Genomic DNA, 19,419 nt, shown 5'->3' with positions numbered 1-19,419 from the left:
AAATTGGAAGGCGCGCCGGAGCGGCAAATAGTACCGGATGTCGTCAGACAGCACGCCGAGCAGGCCGCGTTCTTCTGGGCGCAGCGCGACACGCTTATGGAGGATGATCCGCCGGATCTTCATGTGGTCGCCGGCGTCGACCGGCGCTTGGAAGCCAACCTGGATGGTCTGCGTATCGCTGGACCGGCCGCTTGGCCGTTTGTAGTGGCGGCGTATGAGGACTTCCCAGAAAAGGGCGAATTGTTCCTCTATGGATGGATGGCGATCGAGCAGAACGACGGCCGCCGCGTGGCCGACGCGGTCGAGTTCGGCCGTCAAAGCCAGGACGGCGCTCGCGGATTGGTCGGCGCTCTGGCATGGCACAAGCCTGTAACCATCGCACCGCTGGTACGGGATTGGATCGGGGCGCCGGATGCGTTCAAGCGATTTCTCGGCGTATCGGCCTGCCTTGGGCACTGCGTCGACCCCAAGCAGATGCTGGCGCGGCTCGTGCGCGATCCGGATGCGCGCGTTCGCGCCACCGGTTTGCGCCTCGCCGGGAAACTGAAGCGTGCAGACCTTGCCAATGAATTGGCTGCAGGCTTGAACGATGCCGAAGTGCGCTCGCGGTTCTGGGCTGCCTGGTCGCTGGCTGAACTCGGCTCGGGCGACCTAGCCAGTTCCGAATTGCGAAAGGTTGCGGCCAGCAACGGCCCTGACGCAATGGTAGCCTTGCGCGCGGTGGTCAAAGCTGAGCCCGACAAGGATGTCCGCGCCTGGATGGGCGGATTGCTCAAGTCGCCTGAAACCGCGCAATTGGCGGTGCGCGGGGCGGGGATGTTGGGCGACCGCACGATCCTGCACTGGCTGATCCATCAGATGCGCAATCCGGCGCTTGCGGTTGCTGCCGGCAGCGCGCTGCTGGAACTGTTTCCGGAAGCGAGGGAGGCAGACCTGTTTACCACCGAGCCAAGCCAGGTCAGCCCGGCATTCGAGGATCATTTCGGGGAGGAGGTCGCAAAGGTGCCATTCGCGGACAAGGTGAAGGCATGGGGAGTTGCCTTGAAATTGGTATCCGGTTCCTCCCCTTGATCAGGTGAGGAATCTTCGATGCCACGCTCGCTGGAGTTCGGGGTCTCCAGCGCCCTGGCCATCCATGAAGTACACCACCTTTTCGGGAGAATGTAGGATGCCCAAGCTATCAAGCTTCGACGCTACGAAAGAGTAGATGGAATACGGATCACGCGCGTTTTGGTCAATTAGGGATGGAGCGTCACCAATTTGAAAATAGATGCCATGTCGAGGTCCTTCCGACACGGACAAAGGCGCGGTGCCATCGGAGGGAACCGCGTCAAAATTCAGTTCGCCCAAATGGCTCTCAAAGCTTAGGTAATTAAGCCAATATACGCCCGGAGAGTCATGGGCCAATTCGATCGCGACAACCTCGGGGTTGGCAATGTCGATCCCACGAAATCGGTTTGCGACTGCCTGCTTTTCCCTCTGCGTCCCACTCACGAAGGCGGGCGACATATAGGCGGACGAAACCGGTAAACGATTGACGGCGTCCTTGAAGAAAGAGACAAAAGCTTCCGGCTTCTGTCCGAAGGTAGAGAAGGGCAGCCAGAAACAAAGGAAACTGACCTCGCCCGAATCCTGCATCAATTCTCTTCCCCAATACTCTATTCCATACCCCGGATAGTCTGGGTCGTGCCCCTGAAGGATCATGGTAGCGTTCGGGTAGTCTCCCAGACTGCCGTGGAACCACAAGTCCAAAAAAGCTTCGAACGAGGTCCTGTTTACTGGCTCTGGATCTCCCTCTACATTGAAGTAATAGCCAAACGAGGACAAAGAAACGAGTTGAACGTACGATCTTATTGCGGCCTCTATGGCAAACTTGATTTCCTGGTGGCTCGCACTCACGTAGAAAATCATCCGAATGGAAGTTCGGCTGATGACATAGTCAAGGCGGGACGAAGGATTTTGATCGATCATTTGCAAGTTTCGCTGTTGGGATGGATCATCTTCGGGTGAGCGCCGCAGGCGCGGCCAGCGACTTCTTGCTGGGTGCGACCATGCCAGGATCGATTTGCTGCGTATCGTGTATAGTTTGAGCCATCGCCATAGACCGGCCATCTCGGTGCGGGCGCGTCGGGAGGTAGGTTCGGACAGCTGGTCTTGATGTCATAAGCCGCAACGCAGTTGGGAGCCGTTCCTACGATAACATCAGGTATGCATTCTCCACCAAGCCCTGGGACAGGCAATTTCTGCTGCGTTTTCACCTGTTTTGATAGTTCAGTAGTCGACGTTGCTTTCCCTTTATCAATTTTTTTCTCGACGCATTTGTCAACTGCGTCTCCACGTTCGGCGGCTTTGGACGGAAACCTTCCAGAACCTTTGGTATTGCACCAGTTTTTGGTCAGGGGATCCGGATTTCCCTTGTCAACTTGTGCGGTGCAGTCTTTCACCATCTTACAAAGCGCCTTCTCGAAATTAGGAAGCGCTGCGACGACTGGATCGACATCGCCTGCCAGATTCACCGTGTTCTTGTCGTTGTGGAATTTCTTGTCAGTATGTCGGCAGGCATTCTTGCCGTCCATCTTCACGTCGAACGAATACGTGATCCAGTCCGTCGCCTTCTTGAAGACGTTGGACTTTACGCCGCCGACGGTGCCTGGCTCATCACCGGAACTCATTCCGTATTGCGAGCCTTTGATGGCGATCATCTTGCCGCCTTTGGCAAGCACGGTCGTCGTGCCATCCTTCAGTGTGCTCTGCGTGGCGATGTTCGGATAGGGCAGGGGGATCGGTCCCCCTGGGCTGGGCGTCTTGCAGACATCCGGGATCGTCGCGATCGAGAGACCGATAGTGCCTTTATAGGTCAGCCCGAGGCCGTTGACCGTGATGTGGCTGGGCATCAGGCGGCGCTCCTGGGGCCGCCCAGCAGTACAGCCGCACGGGTGCCGTTTTCGGACCCTGCCCAGATCAGCGACAGCGGCGTGCGCTGGTAGTTTCGCGCTTCGGCCTCGGTGATTAAGCTCACGAACAGCGGGCCCGACGCTGCACCGACATCGCCCCAACAGTCGGCTGGCGTCTCGAAATCCGCGGCATCCTTGAAGCGGCCCGGGTTGCGGATGACGGCAAATCCGTATTCGTTGCCGCGATAGCGTTCGCCGTTCATGTCGCAAATGATTCGACCCACCGGATCGATCGGCGCATCCTCAAACAGGAAGCGGAAGGCCGCCCCCAAGCCTTCACCGAGCACAACCGTCTCGGTCTTTATCCTGTTTTCTTCGCTGGCTACGGAGGCACCCACGACCTCAAGGAGAGCTTGCAGCCCAAACGTCCGCGCTATGGTCAACGTCGTCAGCAGACAGAATCCCGCCGCCTCTCCGGGGCAGAAACCATAGATATTGCCCTCCGAATGGAGTTGCTCGTTTTCATCCAGCCATTCCAGGGTTTCCGGCTCAAGATAGGTATCGACCCCTCCTGCCAGGCAGAATTCGGCTTTTCCGTCTCGCAATGTTTTGCAGGCATGGTAAATCGCAAGCAGTCCCCCGGCGTGACCGCCCGCGGTCGACCCACCAGCTTCGAGGACGATATGCTCAGCCAGTCGGCTGCGCAACTTGGCGCTGACCTGTGCGGCGAACCCCTCCTTCTGTCCCGGTCGGGACTCACCGGTCGAGAGGATGAGCGAAACCTTGGCTGCCTGCCGCGCGACAGCTAAGGACTGCAACGCGTCCAATGCCGGCGACAATGCGATTTCCACCGCACGCTCCGGGCCGGCAAGGCTCATATCGATGCCCGTATCGCGGGCGACCTTCATCCGCTCGCCGAAACGGTCGATCATATAAGGGTGGTCCTGAATGGCGGAGATGCCAGCACGGATCGCCGCCGCACTTGAGGCGGCATCGAAGCCCAGCGGCGTGCGCGCGCCTGTCCCGACAACGACGATCGTCTCTCTTTTGGCCATCATGATTCTTCTTCCGCCAGCCATACGCCCGTCGCCGCGATCGTTGGCGAAATGCCGGTACGCCCGCGGATGCCAAGGTTCGTGCGTTTCAGGCGTTCCTCGTCGAAAGGCACCGGCAGCACCGACATCCACGTAATCGAGAACTGTCTGAGATCAGGCTTGATGCGAAGGGTGTGGATACTGGTTTCACCGTTTTGGCGATCCGGACGGTTGTAGAACTCGGTGGTCATGTCGAAGGTGATGCGCGGAAGAAGGAATTGCCAGAAGCCGTCTTCAGTGAAGTTGCCCAGCCTGACGTCCTCGTAGCCGATCAGCGGCGTGCTGGTTTGTTGATCCTCCGGAGCGCATTGGTAATACTTGCGGCTAAAATCGCGGGGCAAAAGCGGGTCGCGCGTTTTCTCCCATTCGGCGCCATAAGTGCCGGCATACTTCATGCGCGGCTGCCAGTGCCGCGCCACCGGCCCGAAGCTGGCCGGCTTGCCGCTTCTGTGGTCGCGATAGGGCGCATCGGGATACTCAAAGTTGGGCGCGGTTTTGCCAATCAGCCGCTGTGGGTCGACTGCAAAGCCCGTGCCGACTGGGTTTCGCTGGTCCCAGTTCGGCGTCGATGCTTCCACATCCGTACCGCCGTAGGTGCGGCGCCAGCTGATCGGAATTTTCTTGAATGGTTCCGCCCGGCTCATCCGGACCGACACCGGGCCAGGCACAAACACGCGGTCGCCGACCACCTTGATGGTCTTGTCGACGTCTCCGACTTTTATGCGCGCTGCACTCTCAATGTTGGGACTGCCGCCGGGTGAATAGACATGGCCCTTGACCAATACGTCGGTATGCCTTTTTTCAAGATTGAGGTCCGTCTCGTCGAGAAGCTCGTTCGGATCCGCGCCGTGAATGGGCGCCAGATTCACCGGCGTCTGATCCTTCAGGAGCCGCTGTTTGCCGTCGGGATCGATCTCGAACGACGCCTTGATCGCGATCAGCCAGACCTCATGTCCGCGCTCGTCACGCGTCCAGCTTTCCTGGGCAGCGAATGGCGTCTGGTTGGATAGTATCCACATTTGAAACCACGCATCCTTACGCGATGGTGAAACCACGGGGCTTCAACTGTCTTGGCAACATCTGCATCAGATGGTCTCCCAACTGGCCGCAAAGATCTTTTCCAGCGTCGCTTGCGGCGATTGCGGATCGATGTCGAAAATATCCGAACGGGCGGTCCACACCACCATGCCGCTTATGACCTCTTCGCTTGGCTCGACAGGCGGTACCAGCAGGGTGCCCAGCGCGGCATCCAGTTCTTCGGGTGTCAGCTCGCCGTGTTGGCCGGCGATGGCCGCGTCTTCGATGCTGGAAAACCACGCCTCCGCATCGGCCAGCTGAACGGGCGCTTCAGAAAGCCGCGCCACGATGGTCAAAGGGAATTGTCTGCCAACCCTGTCGGCACTCTGCACGATAATGCCTGCCGACGCACCGAAGGAAGCCGGGCCGGCCAGGAAGCGCAGCGCGGTTGTGCTTGGCCAAAATTCCGAACCGATCAGCGGCACGAAATGCTGCGCCAGCCAGCGGTCCCAGACGCGCACAAAATCGCCCGGCAGCCGCCGGGTGACGAAATCCCCCGTCGCCGGGATCTTGCCGTAGAAGCCGGGCGCGTTCATATCTGCGGTGGACATGTGAACTTCTTGAACATTTCCAGATTGTAGGGGTTTTCGACGCTGGCGGCCTTGAGCTCGAAATCGGCGTACATGCCTTTCGTGCCCAGGCGCAGACTGTAGACATCCGAAAGCGAGGTTCCGGTGAATCGGCCGCTGCGCAACATCCTCAGCCACGCCCAGCTGCCGGTCTCGTTGAGCATGATTTCGGGCGATCCGTCGATCGGCTGGAAGGCGAGCGAAATGACCCCGGTGCCGTCCTTGCCGGGCCAGGTCATCGGTTGCGGCCGCGTTGCGTTGTTGTAGTAGACGAGGCTCTGGCCATCGAGATTGAGCGTGACGCGCGTGAGGTTGGGAGACAGATCCTTCGGTTCGAGCGTGAAGCTCATCACCGGTCCGGCACCCCCGGGGAAAAGATCGTCGCGGATGTGCCTGGCCTGCTCGAACGCCGCCAGCGCCGAAGGGTCGAGGCCGAAATCGGCGCGCCACTTCCAAGGCTCGCCGGTCGTGTCGACATAATTGATCAGGTGGTCGTTGATGAAACCGTCGATCAGCCCGGCGGGCCCGAACAGGCGGGCGAAATCGCGCACGTTGACGTCGACCGCACTGGCTTCGCTGAAGGGATAGCGATTGTTCAGCGCCGCCTGGCAGAAAGGCAGTATGTCGGCCCGCCAGATGGCGTTGAGTTCCGAAGTGACCGCCTTCTGAGTCAAATTGCTGGTGTCGCCGGCTATCCCGCCCAACCAGCTGTTGATGGGATCGGGCAGGATCTGGGCCTGCCTTGCCACCGCGCCCGTCAGTTCGGCAAGGCCTCCCTGTTTCTTGATGGCATCCTGTGGATTGGGGTTCGCGGTGACCGTTTGCAGGACGTTCGAAAGCGCGGTCAGTGCGACAACGGCAGCATCCAGCGCCGGTGGCTGGCCGTCGACCTCTGCGATGGTGCTCTTCAGCGGTTTGAAATGTTCGGCCACCAGATTGCCGGTCAGGTCCACCTCACTGGCGGATCCGGCGCGGGGAAGTAGTTTCGCACCCGATGTCGCCAGCTTGCCAAGCTTACCCAGCTTGCCGAGCAGTTTCGAAGCGCCCTTGGCTGCCGCCTTGTCGTCGGCAGGCGCTTCGTCGGAACGGGTCAGTTCTGTCTCCTGGACGACCGCCGTAAGCAGCCGCTTCAGCGCTGAATCAGCACTCGAGAGATCTTTCAGATTTTCGCCGGCGACATTGAGATCGGTCAATGATGCAAGCCTCATGTCGCGCAGGAAGCTGTCCCATTGCGCGATGTAGTCGTCGTAGTAGAGCTTCAGAATATCCTCGGACAGCGCCGAGACGGATGTCTCGGAATTTTCCGAGCAACCGCCGGCGAAAACCGCACGATCGAGCGCCGCCTGGGCGGCGACATCGTCGATGCGGTCGAGAATGACGTCGTGAAAGCCGGAATAGGTGAAAGCGCCCGAAATGCCGACGCGTAATGTCTTGCCCGAACGCCGTGCAAACACCTTGCCGCCGTTTGGGCCGGCGAAATTGGCCGGTATCCACTCCTTCAGCTCGGCCACTGCCGGATCGGCCAACAACTGCTTGTAGCCACGCGCCGGCAACGAAATCGTGCAGACCGTTTTCAGAGCTTCGGCAACCAGGGCCTGGTCCGGCGCGACATAGCTTTCGTCGACCGTCATCCGGCGGATCGCGGCAAGCTGATGCTCTTCGGCGTCGGCTGTCGGAAATGGCGCCACGGCCGCGAATTCGGGCAGACTGTTCACCCACCAGTTCTGGGCGTAGTCTGGATCCATCTGCGACAGGCCCGTCATCATGCGATAGGTCTTGAGCGCACCGAGCATGAAGTCGGGATCGCGGATCTGGCGCCACATCGTCGCCTCGAGCAGGGCCACCATCCGGGGCTCGAGCACGTTGCGGAGGGCGTGGTCATAAGTGTCGGCCTGTGCCCTGACCAGTTCCGCCGAGGCCGATGGGCCAAGCAGATCGTGGGCAGCGCCCGGCGGTGCTGTCCGGGCATTTGCGACCGCGTCCATCGCCTCGAGCGCGCCGTCCATGGCAGGCCGCTCCACCGATGCCGGGGTTGCGGCAGCGGAGGTCAGCGGCGTTTGCAGCGCTTCGAACTGGCCTGCCTGCGCCGAGATCGCATGGCGGTTGTCAAAATAGGACCAGGTGAACAGCCCGCCGGCCAGCAACGTCGCCGCCGTGCATGCTGCGGCCGCACCCCGCCACATCCAGGCGCGGCGGCGTTGCGCCAGCGGGTCGAATGTACCGAGGCCTGCTTCCTTGAAGATGACTTCAGTGAGAAGGTTCTTCAGGAAGAAGCTGCGTTTCTCGACCCGAGATGCGGGCAGGGCGCGCCGCGGCGGAAGACCGAAGGAGGAAGACAGCGCGGCGGTCAGCCGGTCGATAGGCGCCCCTTCCTGCGTCGCCGATGTCAGGTAGAGGCCGCGCAGCCAGGCAGCCTCCTCATACCGGCTTTCGCCGAACATGGCTTCGACCAGCACCTGTATCGGTTCAGACAAGCTTGCCAGTTGGGCGGGAAACCTGAAGATTTCGGCACGGGCGGCGAGTTTGTCCTCGTCCTCCAGGCGCGTCACCAAGCGCCGCTCGAGTTCGGTCGCCAGCGTCGCGATTTCTCGTTCGATGGTCTTGCCATCGACGCGCACATCCAGCGCGAAGGTCGTCCCCCACACCTGTTCGCGCGAGGCGGTGGACAGACCGCCGAAGAAGGGCTCGAAGCCCTTGATCAGGTCGGCCTTGGTCAGCATCAGATAGACCGGCAGGCGGATTTCAAGGCGGTCGTTGAGCTCGGCCAACCGGCGGCGGATCTTGCGCCCGTGCGCCTTGATGGCCTCGTCGCCCTCCGAAAGGACGTCGATCGAAAGCGCGACGATCACGCCGTTCAGCGCACGGCGGCCGCGATGTTTCTTCAAGAGGTCGAGGAAACCGAGCCATTCGGCCGCGTCGACATCCGGCTGGCTCTCCTGCTGGACATAGCGGCCGGCAGTGTCGATCAGAACCGCGTTTTCGGAAAAGAACCAGTCGCAGTTGCGCGTGCCACCGACCCCCTGCAAGTCGTCGGTGAGATCGATCGGAAAATTCAGTCCGGACTGCCGCAAGGCGGTGGTCTTGCCGGTCGCCGGCGGCCCGACGATGACGTACCATGGCATCTCGCGCAGGAACTTGCGCCCGCCCAGCTTGCGGCGCCTCAGTTCGGTCATCACCTCGGCAAACTTGGCGCCCACGGCGGCGACGTTCTCCTCGCCTGGGCTGAGCGGCTTTTCCACCGCTGGCGCGGCAATCTCGGCCACGAACATCCGGTTGGCGCGGATCGCCCGACGCTGGGCAACGATCAGCCAGACCAGCCAGAAGATGACCAGCAGCGCGATGATGACGATGCGCACATTTTCGGAGGCGAAGGGCTCGTAGGGACCGACCCTGACGATCGGACCGAAGATCCAGATAACCAGGGATAGCAGCGTCAGGCCGATCAGCGTCCACAGCCAGCGCGATGTCAGGACCGCCCAGAGGAAGCGCAGGATGAACATCTCACAGCCTCTTTTCGACGAGCACCTCGACGCGGCGATTCAAGGCTCGCCCCTCGCGCGTGCTGTCGCTGGCCACAGGATCGGTGGCTGCCCGGCCCTCCGAATGGACGCGATCCTGCGGCACTCCGTTTTGAACCAGCATGTCGGCAATCGTCCGGGCGCGAGCCTCGGATAGGCGCTGGTTGGTCGACAGCGGGTTGGTCTTTTGCAAAGGAACGCTGTCAGTATGGCCGACCACCGTGATGTTTCCGATCAGCTCCTGATTGGCGAGGATCACCTTGGCGATCGAACCGATCAAGGGTTCGAAATCATCGGTCAGTTGTGGCCGCGATGACTGGAATAGTTCGGGGTTGGAGGCCTGGATGATCAGCTTGGCCAGTGAAACACTCTCGGTGCCGCTGAGAGCAGATTTGAGCTCGGCCGGCGCCCCCGCCTGGAATTCCGGCAACAGCGCAAAATCCACTTTTTGCGGTGGCGGGGCGTCGACTTTGGGCGACGCGCGGGTGATGTCGCCGCGGGCAGGCGGTGGCAGGGCACGAACAAGTGCGGAAAGCTCGACCGCCTGGCTGCTCAGTCCCATTGACAGCCCGATATGGATCGCCGCGGCTGCAACCGCAGCACCGAGCGCCATGACCCAGATCGGCACGATGAAGCGCTGCGGCTGGTCGGAGGCGATGACACCTTTCCAGTTTGGCGCTAAAGGCGCGCCTTCGGCGTCGGCATTGCGCAGGAAGCGGGCCGCCGCCACGCGAACCGCATTGAGCGAGCGGTCGCCTGAGCGGCCGGGCACGCGATATTTGCCACGGAAGCCGAGCGCCAGGCAATGGTACTGCAGTTCAAGCAATTCTCGGTCCCGGTTAGGATGTCGTTCCAGTTCGTCGAGTCGCGTGAAGAATTGCGTGCCGGCATCGACATCGCCGCGCAGCATGACGACGAGCGGCTGCCGCGGCCAGGCGCTGGCCCCGCCCCAAGGCGTGTTCAGGGCCAGATCGTCGAGCAACGCAGCCACCACCCAGGCTGCCTGGTCGGCTCGCTCCATCGAGGACCCCGTCGACATAGCCGTGTCGCGTGCCCGAACCAGTTCTTCGAGCAAACGGGTGCGCAAGACTTCCGGATTGTCTGGCGGCATTGCGCTTTCGAGCTCGGGGGCGAACTCGAGCAAGGGCGCAAAGGCGTTGACAAGCGCGTTCGGGTGGGTGCGAGAGCGTTTTACCAGTGCGCCCGGCGAAAGTGGCGCCATGGGCCTTGGCATCGGCGCGCCGCTCAATCGTATGCGAGTGCGTTCGCGATCCTCCGACAGTCCGAAAGGATCATCGCGGCTCATGATCTCACCTGTTCACCGAATAGCAGTCCACCTGCGGCTCGCTTGGCAACACGCCCGAAACACCGATGACGAAGCCTGGTGCGTCGAGCAGCGAGGCCCAGTGTTCGCTTTTCTGATCCAATTCGAGGCACAGTCGATCGCCGTCGTAAGGGATTTCGCGTGGCTGGGAATGAAGCGGTTTTAGCGGAATGCCGGGCAAGCGCGATTTCCACAGGCCCTCGAACTCGTCGGCCGAGCCGACGGTCGCCTGATTGACGAAGATCTTGCGCAGGGCATCCTCCGACAGCTCCGAGCCGACCCGGATGACGATGCGGCTGGCCACCAGCAGCTTTGGGTTGTCGATGCGAATTTTCCAGACATTGGTCGAGTGCCGCATGACAGGCAGCGCACGCGATTTCGGCTCGATGTAACGAAGGCTGAGAATGAGCGAGCGCAGCGCGTCCGCCAGCGCCGAATAGGCAGGGCCGGGCGCCATGTGATCGTAAGCGGGCAACTCGCCCAGCCGCCGCGCGCTCGATCCGTAAGTTGCCATCGAACCGGCGAGCCCGGCAAGTTCCAGGTAAAGCTCGGCCGGATGGAAGACATCCTGCGCCAGCATGTGAGCCAGACGCGGACGCGCCGCATTGGCGAGATTGAGCATCAACAGATCTTCGACGCTGCGCCCAGGCCCGCCCATGACCATCTTGCCATGCGCCTCGGCGATCTGGTCGAGGCCGGTGACAACTTCCAGAAGCAATTGCCGATACCAGGCCACCGCGCCGGTAACCAGTGCCGGTGGCAGGAAGGTCTCGTCCAGAGAGACGCCGCCATCGGCTCGAACTCCGTTGAGGTCGGCTATCGGCAAGGCGGTGTAGCCACCAACCGACTTGCCAGGTGCAAGCAGCAGCGCCTGCGGACGGGCGATTTCTATTTCTTCAGGATCCGAACCGCCCTGGACAGCGTCGCGCACCGAAACGATCCGCCCGTGATATCGCGCTCCAGAGGCGACGGCGTGTGCCGGATCGAAGCCGACACCACCGGGAGGCTCCAGCGGCAAGGCGACCAGCACCGGCCCTGCGCCCGTCTCGGGGGTGACCGGCAGCGGTCGCGGCGCGTCCATCCAATCCGGAATGGAAAAAGGTGTCCCATCCGGGAAGATGCCCCGGGCCGACAGGATCGCGACCTGGCCGGATTCCAGCAATGCCTGGTCCAGCGTCAGCTGTCGAAAGCCGAACGTATGCAGTTGTCCGGCCTGCAACGCGCCGCGCACCGTCGCCTCGAAGAAACGATCCTGCTGCTGGAAATGCTGGGTTCGCAGGAAAAGTCCTTCGGACCATAGCACCCTGTTTGCATCGCTCATGCCGCTACTCTCTGCATTGAGCTCCCTTACCTTGGCTGCTAGGCGGAGATGCCGCCGCTGCCCAACGTGACATTGATGGTGAACTTTGATCCCGGCGACACCGACTTGGTTGTCCGCCAGTTCCTGCCGCCAGGTTCGCGGATCAGTGCAACGAAGCCCAGAGCCGTCGCGTCCGGCTCGACAGTGATGGTCTTGGATGCGGATTTTCCGGGCCCGACGGCGATCTGGTCGGAACCGATAAGATCTCCTGCGAGTGCGCTGCCGGCATCCCCCTGCAGCGCAAAATAGTCGGCGGAATTGAATTTGCCGGTGCTTTTTAACCGCATCACGAGAACCGTCACCGGCCGGTCGCCGCCACCTGGCCCCGGATTCATGCCGGCCCCGCCGGTCACGTTGACGGTGATCACCGACGGCTTTGGCGGACCGCTCTGGCACGCTGCAACCAGCCCGGTCGCGCCCAGGGCAATCATCAATTCACGTCGGTCGATCATGGCTTACTCCTCCTCATATGCATCTCGAAAATCAGTGCCGATTTCGCCAAGGAAGCTTTTTTCCGCGCTTTCGGCGATTTCGCGATGGCGTTTTTGATAGAGCTCCCACAGCTTGGCGCCGCGCCCGCCCGAAAGCAGGGTGCCGATCGCCGAATTCGATTTCAGCTCGTCCTCGATCGCTGCGGGATCGAAACGATCGATCATCCGTCGCAAAGCGGCCTGTATGCCTCGCCAAGCGCGCACGTGATGTTGCGCGAGATCGCGAACTGCATCGGCGATGGCCGCCTCCCCGGCGAGAAATCCGGGGCTGCGCTCGGCGATCAGCGTCACGATGGCGTCGTCGACCGACGGCAGAAATTTGAGCGGATTGACTTCGGAGGCACCGACCATTGTCTGGGCGACGCGAGCATTTCCTTTCTCCTCGGCCCGCTTGCGCAGAAGCTGCATCAGCCCTTCCATCATCAGCCGGTATTCGCGGCCGAACTTCTCCATTTCCACGATGCTGTCGCGCCCGGGGAAATCGGCTTCCTCGACGCCCATGCCGCGCAAGAAGGCGGCGCGGAGCGCCATCTCGGCGGGCTGCGCGCTTGCCGGCGGGCGGGCAGGTTTGGAAGCAGCACCCATGCGCGCTGGAGGCAGGACATCGGCCGGTTGCGCGGGAATATCCCAGGGATTGGCGGATGGTGGCCGTTGGGCAATGCGCTCGCGCTGGCCGGTCGAGGCCGAGTTATTTGTCGAACTGGGCGAGGAGACCGGTCCGAAACCAAAATCATCGTTGAAGTCGGACAGCTTTCCCGCTGCGGATTCAGCTCCGTGGCTGGGAGGGGGGGGCCGGTCGAGGCTGAATGGATCCGCCCGGCTGCCCACCCCGCCCTGCTCGACATAAACGGCGGCGTTTTTCGACACCGGCGTTGAAACCGGATCGAGGCTGAACGGGTCGTCGAAAGCAGGCGAGTTGCGCTGGCCGGAGGACGCGCGCTCGAACGCCCCTGGGATCGGCTGCTCGAATGGGTTCGGCAGATCAGCAGGTCGAGGCCGTTGCGGCGCTTCTTCGACCTTGGCGGAAAAGAAGTCATCGCGGCCGATGCTTACCGGCGCCCGCGATGCCGCTGGCAGACGTTCTGGTACCGGCTGGATGACTGCGGGCGCTTGAGCGGCCGCGATCTGCAGGTCGACACAGACGACGTAATCGCCCAGCCTGAGCCGCATGCCGCTTTGAAGGCGTGCGGACTTGCCTGGACCAAGCGGGCTATCGGAATCGTTTATGAACAAACCGCTGCTCGATGTGTCGGTGACGAAATATCCATCTCGCCCGCCAGAGATTTTGCAGTGAGCGCGTGAAACGAACATGTCGGGATCATCGATCTGCCAGCCTGCATCGGCGCTGCGGCCGATCACCAGCTCACCTTCGTCCAGGCGAGTTTGCCGCACCGCCTGGGTGCGTGGCCCTTGCTCTAGCGTTAGCAGCAGACTCATGCCGCGCCCCCCGCCATTTCCGGCCGCCATCCGACGATTGTGCGCAGCCGCATATCATCAGCATCTCCCCTTTCAGCGGGTCGCGCAAGCCAGGCGGTTCGGCCGAGCTGCACCGCTCCAATACGGGGCGGCGGCACTGCTTCACGCGCAAGCACGATACGCAGATCGACATCGAGAGATTCTCCGACCATGTCGCGAACCGCGTGCTGGAACAGTTTGAGCCGCTGGCTGCCCGGCAGGAATGTCTTGAAATCATCATACTTCAAAGGGCCGACCCGCAGTTCGATCCTGCTTTGGCGGGTGAAAACGCGTGGGCCGATCGTCGCCCCCCGACCGAGCACAGCAAAGGATTTTGCGAGGCGGGTCTGGAGGCCTGCTGGTATGATTGTCCAGGCAGCGACGAATTCCTTGATCTTTACCGGCACCTTGAAGGCTTCCGCCAGGAACAGTGTCAGTCGTTCCGGGCCCTCGACCTGGCTGGCGAGCGAAGCCGCCTGGCGAAGCTTCACCATGTCGAGATCGATGTTTCGGGTGCCGGGAAGTCCGATACCGGCCATGGCCGCAAGCATGGCGCGAACCCGGCCACCGACCGCGCGTTCAACCTGAACGGCCGGATTCGCATCCGCCCACGCCCGATAGTAAAGGGCGATCATGCGGTGCTGCAGAATGTTGACGAAATCGACGAAAGTAGTGTCGCTGGTCAGCTGTGCGTTGGCCCCGGCGAACCACCGCTGCGACAGCCGGTCGAGCACCCAGCGCGTCAGATGCAGCGGCATTGGACCCTCGGGGCCCAAGAGACCCAGATTTGCAATCGTGACCCGGGCCGGCTTGCCGTTGTCGGCTTCGCGGAAATGGACCAGGTCCCTGGCCGAGAAGGCGAGGCGCACATGCTGGCCAAGCCTTGCCGGCTCACGGTCGGGACGGCCGGAATGGCCGAACACGGCATTTTGCTGTTCGAGACGGCGCAGCAATTCGAAAAAGTCGAACCCTTCGGACAGACCTTCAGCGGGGTTTGGGCTGGGCTTGTCTAGATCAGGGAGCGATTGCCGGGCGTCATCGGCCATGGCACATCCTCCTGCTTCTGCAGCAGCCGCGTGCGGGTCCGCACGAAACCGTTTATTCCGGCATATCGGGCGAACAGCCGCGCCAGCAAAGCCGAAAGCAGCAAAGTGCTTTGGCCAGCCAGGATGGATTCATCGACATGCAACGTCACCTCGGTGCCGCGTCCGAAGCACATCGGCCCCTCGATCTGAAGCCGCTCCACGACGGGCCGCGAGTCGATGCGGGCGATCGAATGTACATTGCGAGCCAGGCTGGGATCGCCTCGGTCGGCATAGATATCGAGAAGCGCATGCAACGGGTCGACGCCGCGGCCCTCCTTGGCAAGGCTGAGGAAGTTGAGCATGAGCTGTGCCACCAGCCGCCAGGCGAGATCGTCGGCGCGCGATTCACCCTCGGCCCCTGTGGGCAGTGCTGCGGGGATCGCCGGCTGCGGTGGACGCAGGGCTCCAAGGAGCCTGACGATTTCGACCGGGTCGCCGGCCTCAAGCGTCAATGTGGGATTGTCATCGAGGATCGGCAGGTCACGATTGGTGCACAGTGCTACGACGTCGAGACGCTTCAGAGGTCGGTACGCCGGGCTTGCGAGCGGTCGCGATACGGCCAGGAAAACGTCGTCGCCGGTGTATGACGTGCGCGTTAGACCGTCGCGCCGTTCGTCTTCGGTCGCGCGCCGAGGGCGCCGCTCGGTTGAGTAGACCCACCCACTGCCGCTGTTCTGCCCCAGGCTGAACAGTTCCGGAATTTCGGCGTCGTTGCCTTCGGTGTCGGCGTCCTCAACACGAATGATCCGATAGATTTCAAAGTCGCGCGCCCTCGTGCGGTCTGCATGCAAAACCTGGCGTGTCTTACGCGCATCGATCTCGACGACGTTGCACTCACGTTCGAAAAGATTGATGATCGGCGTTGCGAAAAGTTCGAAGTCGGCCGATGTCAGATCGGCCAACTCTGGCACCGGACGCCTGAATTGGAAGACGATCTCAAGCCCTCCGTCGCATCGACGCACGACAGGCTGTAGCCCCGAAACCCGCACATAGTGGAAGCGCTCGGGCATTATGAAGTATTCTCGCAGGAGGCGATATCCTTCGAATGTCGGGCGGGTACGCGGCATCAAGGCTTCGTCGTCGCTGATGCCAACCATTTCGGGCGCTGGCAAGGGCGACAACGGGTTGCTCTTGCCCTCAGCGCGTGCGCCAACGGTTGAGCAAGTGCCGAAGATCGCGTCGAATAGCAGCGGCGCCTTGGTTCGCCCGGCAAAATAAATATCGAGCCGGTCGAGCGTCAATTCGTGGAGCTTGCCTTTTCCGGTCGGGGCCAGCGTGATGCGGAGCGCCGCCTCGCCGCGCACACCGCCGACCGTGGCCATCCCGGCCGCCGCCAACGCGCTGCGGTCCTGAAAATAGCTGACCGAAGTGATTGCTATCGGCCACAGGGTCGTCTCTTGCGCGGTCGAGAAAGTGCAGCGCGTCGAAAGGCCGGGCCGCAGGCTGGAAACCAGCCGGGTGTTGCGCCTGACGACGTGGCCGTCGAGCATGGTCTGGACCTGCTGGCCTGGTTTGAGCACCACCATCGCCGTTGCCGGCGCCGGGGTGACCAGATCGGGATAAAGAACGTCGAGCACACTGCGCGAAAATCGCGAACGCTCGGCGTCGACCTTTAGCCGGGTGCGCGCCGCGAGGAAAGCCACGCCATCCAGCAGCCGCTCAACATAGGGGTCCGGACAGGGGACCGTGTCGAGGGAAAGGTTGCGCGCGACCGCTGGATGCATATCGGCAAATTCGGCCGCAAGGCCGCGGATGTGGGTCAACTCCTCCTCGTAATATTCGACGAAGACCCGATCCATCTCAGGCGTCCCTGATTTCGGTCCGCGCCGCGCCGTTATCGAGATTGATCGTAGTGCGCAGGCGCATGCGTTCCGGTGTCGGGGTTATGATCAGCACACCGTCAATCTCGATCTTGAGGCCGGCGGTCTTGTCGCCAAGCGTCACTGTGACCTTTGTTGCGCTTTCCTTGAGGCGGGGCTCGAAGGTGGCGAGCACCGCACGGATCTCACGCGCCAGCACATCGCGATCAAAGTCGCGCGAAGACCTGCCCGAGAAGGAGGGGACGCCGTAATTGACCACGCTCCGGCGCACCTCCGGGAAATCTGCGAGCGACGGTGGGTTGTCCGATACCTGTTCATTTTCCAGATCGGACAGGAGCGGCGTGGCCTCGAAGCGCTCGGTGTTGAAGAGCGCCTCGACGTCACGCCGCACTGCTTCTCTGAGCACGCGGGCTGACACCACAACGCCGCGACTTTCGATCTCGACCCGATGCTGGGTCTGAAAGGCCAATCGATGCAGACGCCGTTTTTGCTCGGCTGTGAGTTCGGCATCAGCGTCGATGGCCCGCGCGCTGGCGCCAACGAGGGCGTCGACACGGTCGGCGCCAAGCTCGTCGAGCAAGACATGGCGCAGCCCGTCTATCTCCGAGGTCAGACCAGGCAGGTCATTGACGAGGCGATCCCAAAGCGACGGCTGGACGGCCTCGCTTTTTGCCCGCAAGCTGCCGGTACTGTGCTGCTTGCCAGCGTCGGGTCGCCGACCCTCACTTGCCGACATAGACATCCATTTCGGCTTCATCATTGCCGTCATAGACGAACTTGATCTTCTTGTAGGCGAAGCTGACCTCTTCCTGGATCAGGTCTTCCTCATCCTCGGCCTGCGACATGTCGTATTCCATGATCGAGGCGTCGGTGAGGGTGACGACCAGATAATCCTTAGTCTCGCCATCGATCGTCCGACGTGCCGAGAACACCACTTCATCGAGGGCCTTGTTCTCGAACAAGGCTTTCTTGAGATAGGGCGAAGATTTGTCGTAGTGTTTGATGAACTTGATCATGCCCATGGACACGCGGCCCCGACGTGAGAGCGAATTCGGGTCATAGGGTGCGACCATCTTGTAGTCGACGCCATGGATTTCGATCTCATCATCGTGGCCGTCGCGGGTGCTGGGGCCCTTGATATCAGGAACCTTCAGAAAACCATCAATCTTTACTGGCATTGTCTCTCTCCACCATTGTCAAAAAAAAGATTGTTGTTGCTGCAATCAAGTCTTAACGGACGGCAGTTCCGACACCAGTCGAAGCGAGGCATTGATGCCCTCCAGCTGGTAATGCGGGCGCAGATAGAAGCGGGCGTTGTAGTAGCCCGGCCGCCCCTCCACGCTGTCCACTTGGACCTCGGCGGCGGCGAGCGGGCGCTTGGCGCGCGCCTTGTCGTCGGCAAAGGCCGGGTTGGCCAGCACGTAGCGGTTGATCCACTCGGTCAACCAGATCTGCATGTCGGAGCGTTCCTTAAACGACCCGACCTTGTCTCGCGCTATGGCTTTGAGATAGTGCGCAAAGCGCGAAACCGGGAACAAGTAGGGCAGGTTGGCGCTCAGCCGCTCATTAGACTGCGCATCGGGGTCCACCAGCCGGCCGGCGCGCGTTTCGTCGTCCTGTAACGAATGGGCACCGATGAAAGCCGCAAGATCCGTGTTCTTCCGGTGCAGGATCGGCATCAGGCCAAGCTTGGCGAGTTCCGCCTCACGCCGGTCATCAATGGCGACTTCCGTGGGGCATTTCATCGCTATCGACCCATCATCGGTCGGGAAGCTGTGCACCGGCAAATTAAGCACCGTTCCGCCGTTCTCGACGCCGCGGATCTGGGTACCCCAGCCAAACAGCTTGTGGCTGCGGTTGATGTTGACGCCCATCGGGAAGGCGGCGTTCATCCAGACATACTTGTTGTGATCGCCCTGCACCTCTTCCTCGAAGGTGAAGCCCTTCACCGGAACGGTGTCCGTGCCATATGGCAGCCGGGCCAGGACGCGAGGCATGGTCAGCCCAATGTAGCGAGCATCCTCGCTTTCGCGCAGCGACTGCCAGGAGGCATAGGCCGGGTTGGAAACGATCTGCTGCAGATCCTGAGGGTTCGGCAATTCCTGCCAGCTATCCATACGAAACAGTCGAGGCGAGGCGGCCGCGATAAAAGGCGTATGCGCAGAAGCGCAGATGCCGGAGATGTTGCGTAGCAGACCGACGTCGCGCGGGTGGTTGGAAAATTCGTAGGCGCCGATCACGCAGCCGATCGGCTCACCGCCAAGCATCGAATATTCGTCTGTGTAGACTTTCTTGAAGATCGGACTCTGATCCCACATCTGGCCTTCGTAGTCTTCGAGCGTGTCGGCCAGCTGCTCCTTAGAGATGTTCATCACCCGGATTTTAAGCTTCTGGTCGGTCTCGGTGTTGTTGACGAGGTACCACAGGCCGCGCCATGTGCCTTCCATTTCGCGCACTTCCGGCGCGTGCAGGATCTCGTTGACCTGAGCCGTCAGCATCTTGTCGATACCGGCGATCAGCGACTTGATCGACTTGATGGCATTGGACGAGATGGTTGTGGTGTCGGAACGGGACTGCGCTGCGAGCGCGAGATTGCGCACGAGTTGCTGCAGCTTCTCGCTGTCGTCTTTCTTGACCTTGAAATCCTTTTCGAGGAGTCCACTGAATTCTCCAAGGTCTATGGCTTCGGCCTCGGCGGCGAGGGTGGCGGTCTTTTGCTGTTCGGCCATGGT

At 61.5% G+C, this 19,419-nt stretch carries 16 protein-coding genes; 1 reads left to right on the top strand and 15 read right to left on the bottom strand.

Annotated elements, in window-relative coordinates; genetic code table 11:
- Window positions 1-3: 3 nt before the first annotated feature.
- Window positions 4-1,071 (top strand): HEAT repeat domain-containing protein, encoded by a 1,068-nt coding sequence (locus FJ979_RS11935; protein WP_246679301.1) that lies wholly within the window; start codon window positions 4-6, stop codon window positions 1,069-1,071.
- Here FJ979_RS11935 and FJ979_RS11930 read toward each other — a convergent pair whose 3' ends face one another.
- The 15 genes from FJ979_RS11930 to tssC form a co-directional block, all read right to left on the bottom strand.
- The gene (locus FJ979_RS11930; protein WP_181168591.1) at window positions 1,072-1,971 is read right to left on the bottom strand and encodes a type VI immunity family protein; all 900 of its coding nucleotides are present in this window, start codon (window positions 1,969-1,971) and stop codon (window positions 1,072-1,074) included.
- Window positions 1,968-2,894 carry a DUF4150 domain-containing protein gene (locus FJ979_RS32960; RefSeq protein WP_224684531.1) on the bottom strand — a complete coding sequence of 309 codons (927 nt, stop codon included), beginning with the start codon at window positions 2,892-2,894 and terminating at the stop codon, window positions 1,968-1,970. Before FJ979_RS32960 ends, FJ979_RS11930 begins: the two co-directional genes overlap by 4 nt.
- A complete protein-coding gene (locus tag FJ979_RS11920; protein ID WP_224684529.1) occupies window positions 2,894-3,952 on the bottom strand; it encodes a beta-ketoacyl synthase N-terminal-like domain-containing protein in 1,059 nt (352 codons plus the stop codon). Before FJ979_RS11920 ends, FJ979_RS32960 begins: the two co-directional genes overlap by 1 nt.
- Window positions 3,949-5,007, bottom strand: coding sequence for a DUF2169 domain-containing protein (locus FJ979_RS11915; protein WP_140581108.1), 1,059 nt, complete (start codon window positions 5,005-5,007; stop codon window positions 3,949-3,951). The genes FJ979_RS11920 and FJ979_RS11915 overlap by 4 nt, the downstream gene beginning before the upstream one ends.
- A gap of 66 nt (window positions 5,008-5,073) precedes the next feature.
- Entirely contained in the window at window positions 5,074-5,601 is a 528-nt protein-coding gene (gene tagF, locus FJ979_RS11910) for a type VI secretion system-associated protein TagF (RefSeq protein ID WP_140581105.1), read from the bottom strand.
- Window positions 5,598-9,134 carry a type VI secretion system membrane subunit TssM gene (tssM, locus tag FJ979_RS11905; RefSeq protein ID WP_140581103.1) on the bottom strand — a complete coding sequence of 1,179 codons (3,537 nt, stop codon included), beginning with the start codon at window positions 9,132-9,134 and terminating at the stop codon, window positions 5,598-5,600. The genes tagF and tssM overlap by 4 nt, the downstream gene beginning before the upstream one ends.
- A gap of 1 nt (window position 9,135) precedes the next feature.
- Window positions 9,136-10,458: a type IVB secretion system protein IcmH/DotU gene (gene icmH, locus FJ979_RS11900; protein WP_140581100.1), complete on the bottom strand. Its 1,323-nt coding sequence runs from the start codon at window positions 10,456-10,458 to the stop codon at window positions 9,136-9,138.
- 4 nt (window positions 10,459-10,462) lie between these two features.
- Window positions 10,463-11,797, bottom strand: coding sequence for a type VI secretion system baseplate subunit TssK (gene tssK / locus FJ979_RS11895; RefSeq protein ID WP_140581097.1), 1,335 nt, complete (start codon window positions 11,795-11,797; stop codon window positions 10,463-10,465).
- A 38-nt stretch (window positions 11,798-11,835) separates the two neighbouring features.
- The gene (tssJ, locus tag FJ979_RS11890) at window positions 11,836-12,288 is read right to left on the bottom strand and encodes a type VI secretion system lipoprotein TssJ (RefSeq protein WP_140498291.1); all 453 of its coding nucleotides are present in this window, start codon (window positions 12,286-12,288) and stop codon (window positions 11,836-11,838) included.
- Window positions 12,289-12,291: 3 nt separating this feature from the next.
- Entirely contained in the window at window positions 12,292-13,764 is a 1,473-nt protein-coding gene (tagH, locus tag FJ979_RS11885; protein WP_140515106.1) for a type VI secretion system-associated FHA domain protein TagH, read from the bottom strand.
- The gene (gene tssG, locus FJ979_RS11880) at window positions 13,761-14,828 is read right to left on the bottom strand and encodes a type VI secretion system baseplate subunit TssG (RefSeq protein ID WP_140557374.1); all 1,068 of its coding nucleotides are present in this window, start codon (window positions 14,826-14,828) and stop codon (window positions 13,761-13,763) included. The genes tagH and tssG overlap by 4 nt, the downstream gene beginning before the upstream one ends.
- Complete coding sequence (gene tssF / locus FJ979_RS11875) at window positions 14,792-16,666, bottom strand: type VI secretion system baseplate subunit TssF (RefSeq protein WP_140560454.1); 1,875 nt, start codon at window positions 16,664-16,666, stop codon at window positions 14,792-14,794. The genes tssG and tssF overlap by 37 nt, the downstream gene beginning before the upstream one ends.
- Before the next feature lies 1 nt (window position 16,667).
- Entirely contained in the window at window positions 16,668-17,423 is a 756-nt protein-coding gene (tssE, locus tag FJ979_RS11870; protein ID WP_140498535.1) for a type VI secretion system baseplate subunit TssE, read from the bottom strand.
- Window positions 17,410-17,865 carry an Hcp family type VI secretion system effector gene (locus tag FJ979_RS11865; RefSeq protein ID WP_115143971.1) on the bottom strand — a complete coding sequence of 152 codons (456 nt, stop codon included), beginning with the start codon at window positions 17,863-17,865 and terminating at the stop codon, window positions 17,410-17,412. The genes tssE and FJ979_RS11865 overlap by 14 nt, the downstream gene beginning before the upstream one ends.
- Before the next feature lie 45 nt (window positions 17,866-17,910).
- Entirely contained in the window at window positions 17,911-19,416 is a 1,506-nt protein-coding gene (gene tssC / locus FJ979_RS11860; RefSeq protein ID WP_140498288.1) for a type VI secretion system contractile sheath large subunit, read from the bottom strand.
- Window positions 19,417-19,419: the final 3 nt, after the last annotated feature.

It is taken from the genome of Mesorhizobium sp. B1-1-6 (assembly GCF_006443035.1).
In the GTDB taxonomy this organism is placed as follows: Bacteria; Pseudomonadota; Alphaproteobacteria; order Rhizobiales; family Rhizobiaceae; genus Mesorhizobium.
This window is presented reverse-complemented; position numbering and strand designations above follow the sequence as displayed.

Excerpts from the sequence above, each read along its gene's own strand:
- FJ979_RS11930 (WP_181168591.1), bottom strand. The coding sequence starts at position 1,971 with ATGATCGATCAAAATCCTTCGTCCCGCCTTGACTATGTCATCAGCCGA.
- FJ979_RS32960 (WP_224684531.1), bottom strand. The coding sequence starts at position 2,894 with ATGCCCAGCCACATCACGGTCAACGGCCTCGGGCTGACCTATAAAGGC.
- FJ979_RS11920 (WP_224684529.1), bottom strand. The coding sequence starts at position 3,952 with ATGATGGCCAAAAGAGAGACGATCGTCGTTGTCGGGACAGGCGCGCGC.
- FJ979_RS11915 (WP_140581108.1), bottom strand. The coding sequence starts at position 5,007 with ATGTGGATACTATCCAACCAGACGCCATTCGCTGCCCAGGAAAGCTGG.
- tagF (WP_140581105.1), bottom strand. The coding sequence starts at position 5,601 with ATGAACGCGCCCGGCTTCTACGGCAAGATCCCGGCGACGGGGGATTTC.
- tssM (WP_140581103.1), bottom strand. The coding sequence starts at position 9,134 with ATGTTCATCCTGCGCTTCCTCTGGGCGGTCCTGACATCGCGCTGGCTG.
- icmH (WP_140581100.1), bottom strand. The coding sequence starts at position 10,458 with ATGAGCCGCGATGATCCTTTCGGACTGTCGGAGGATCGCGAACGCACT.
- tssK (WP_140581097.1), bottom strand. The coding sequence starts at position 11,797 with ATGAGCGATGCAAACAGGGTGCTATGGTCCGAAGGACTTTTCCTGCGA.
- tssJ (WP_140498291.1), bottom strand. The coding sequence starts at position 12,288 with ATGATCGACCGACGTGAATTGATGATTGCCCTGGGCGCGACCGGGCTG.
- tagH (WP_140515106.1), bottom strand. The coding sequence starts at position 13,764 with ATGAGTCTGCTGCTAACGCTAGAGCAAGGGCCACGCACCCAGGCGGTG.
- tssG (WP_140557374.1), bottom strand. The coding sequence starts at position 14,828 with ATGGCCGATGACGCCCGGCAATCGCTCCCTGATCTAGACAAGCCCAGC.
- tssF (WP_140560454.1), bottom strand. The coding sequence starts at position 16,666 with ATGGATCGGGTCTTCGTCGAATATTACGAGGAGGAGTTGACCCACATC.
- tssE (WP_140498535.1), bottom strand. The coding sequence starts at position 17,423 with ATGTCGGCAAGTGAGGGTCGGCGACCCGACGCTGGCAAGCAGCACAGT.
- FJ979_RS11865 (WP_115143971.1), bottom strand. The coding sequence starts at position 17,865 with ATGCCAGTAAAGATTGATGGTTTTCTGAAGGTTCCTGATATCAAGGGC.
- tssC (WP_140498288.1), bottom strand. The coding sequence starts at position 19,416 with ATGGCCGAACAGCAAAAGACCGCCACCCTCGCCGCCGAGGCCGAAGCC.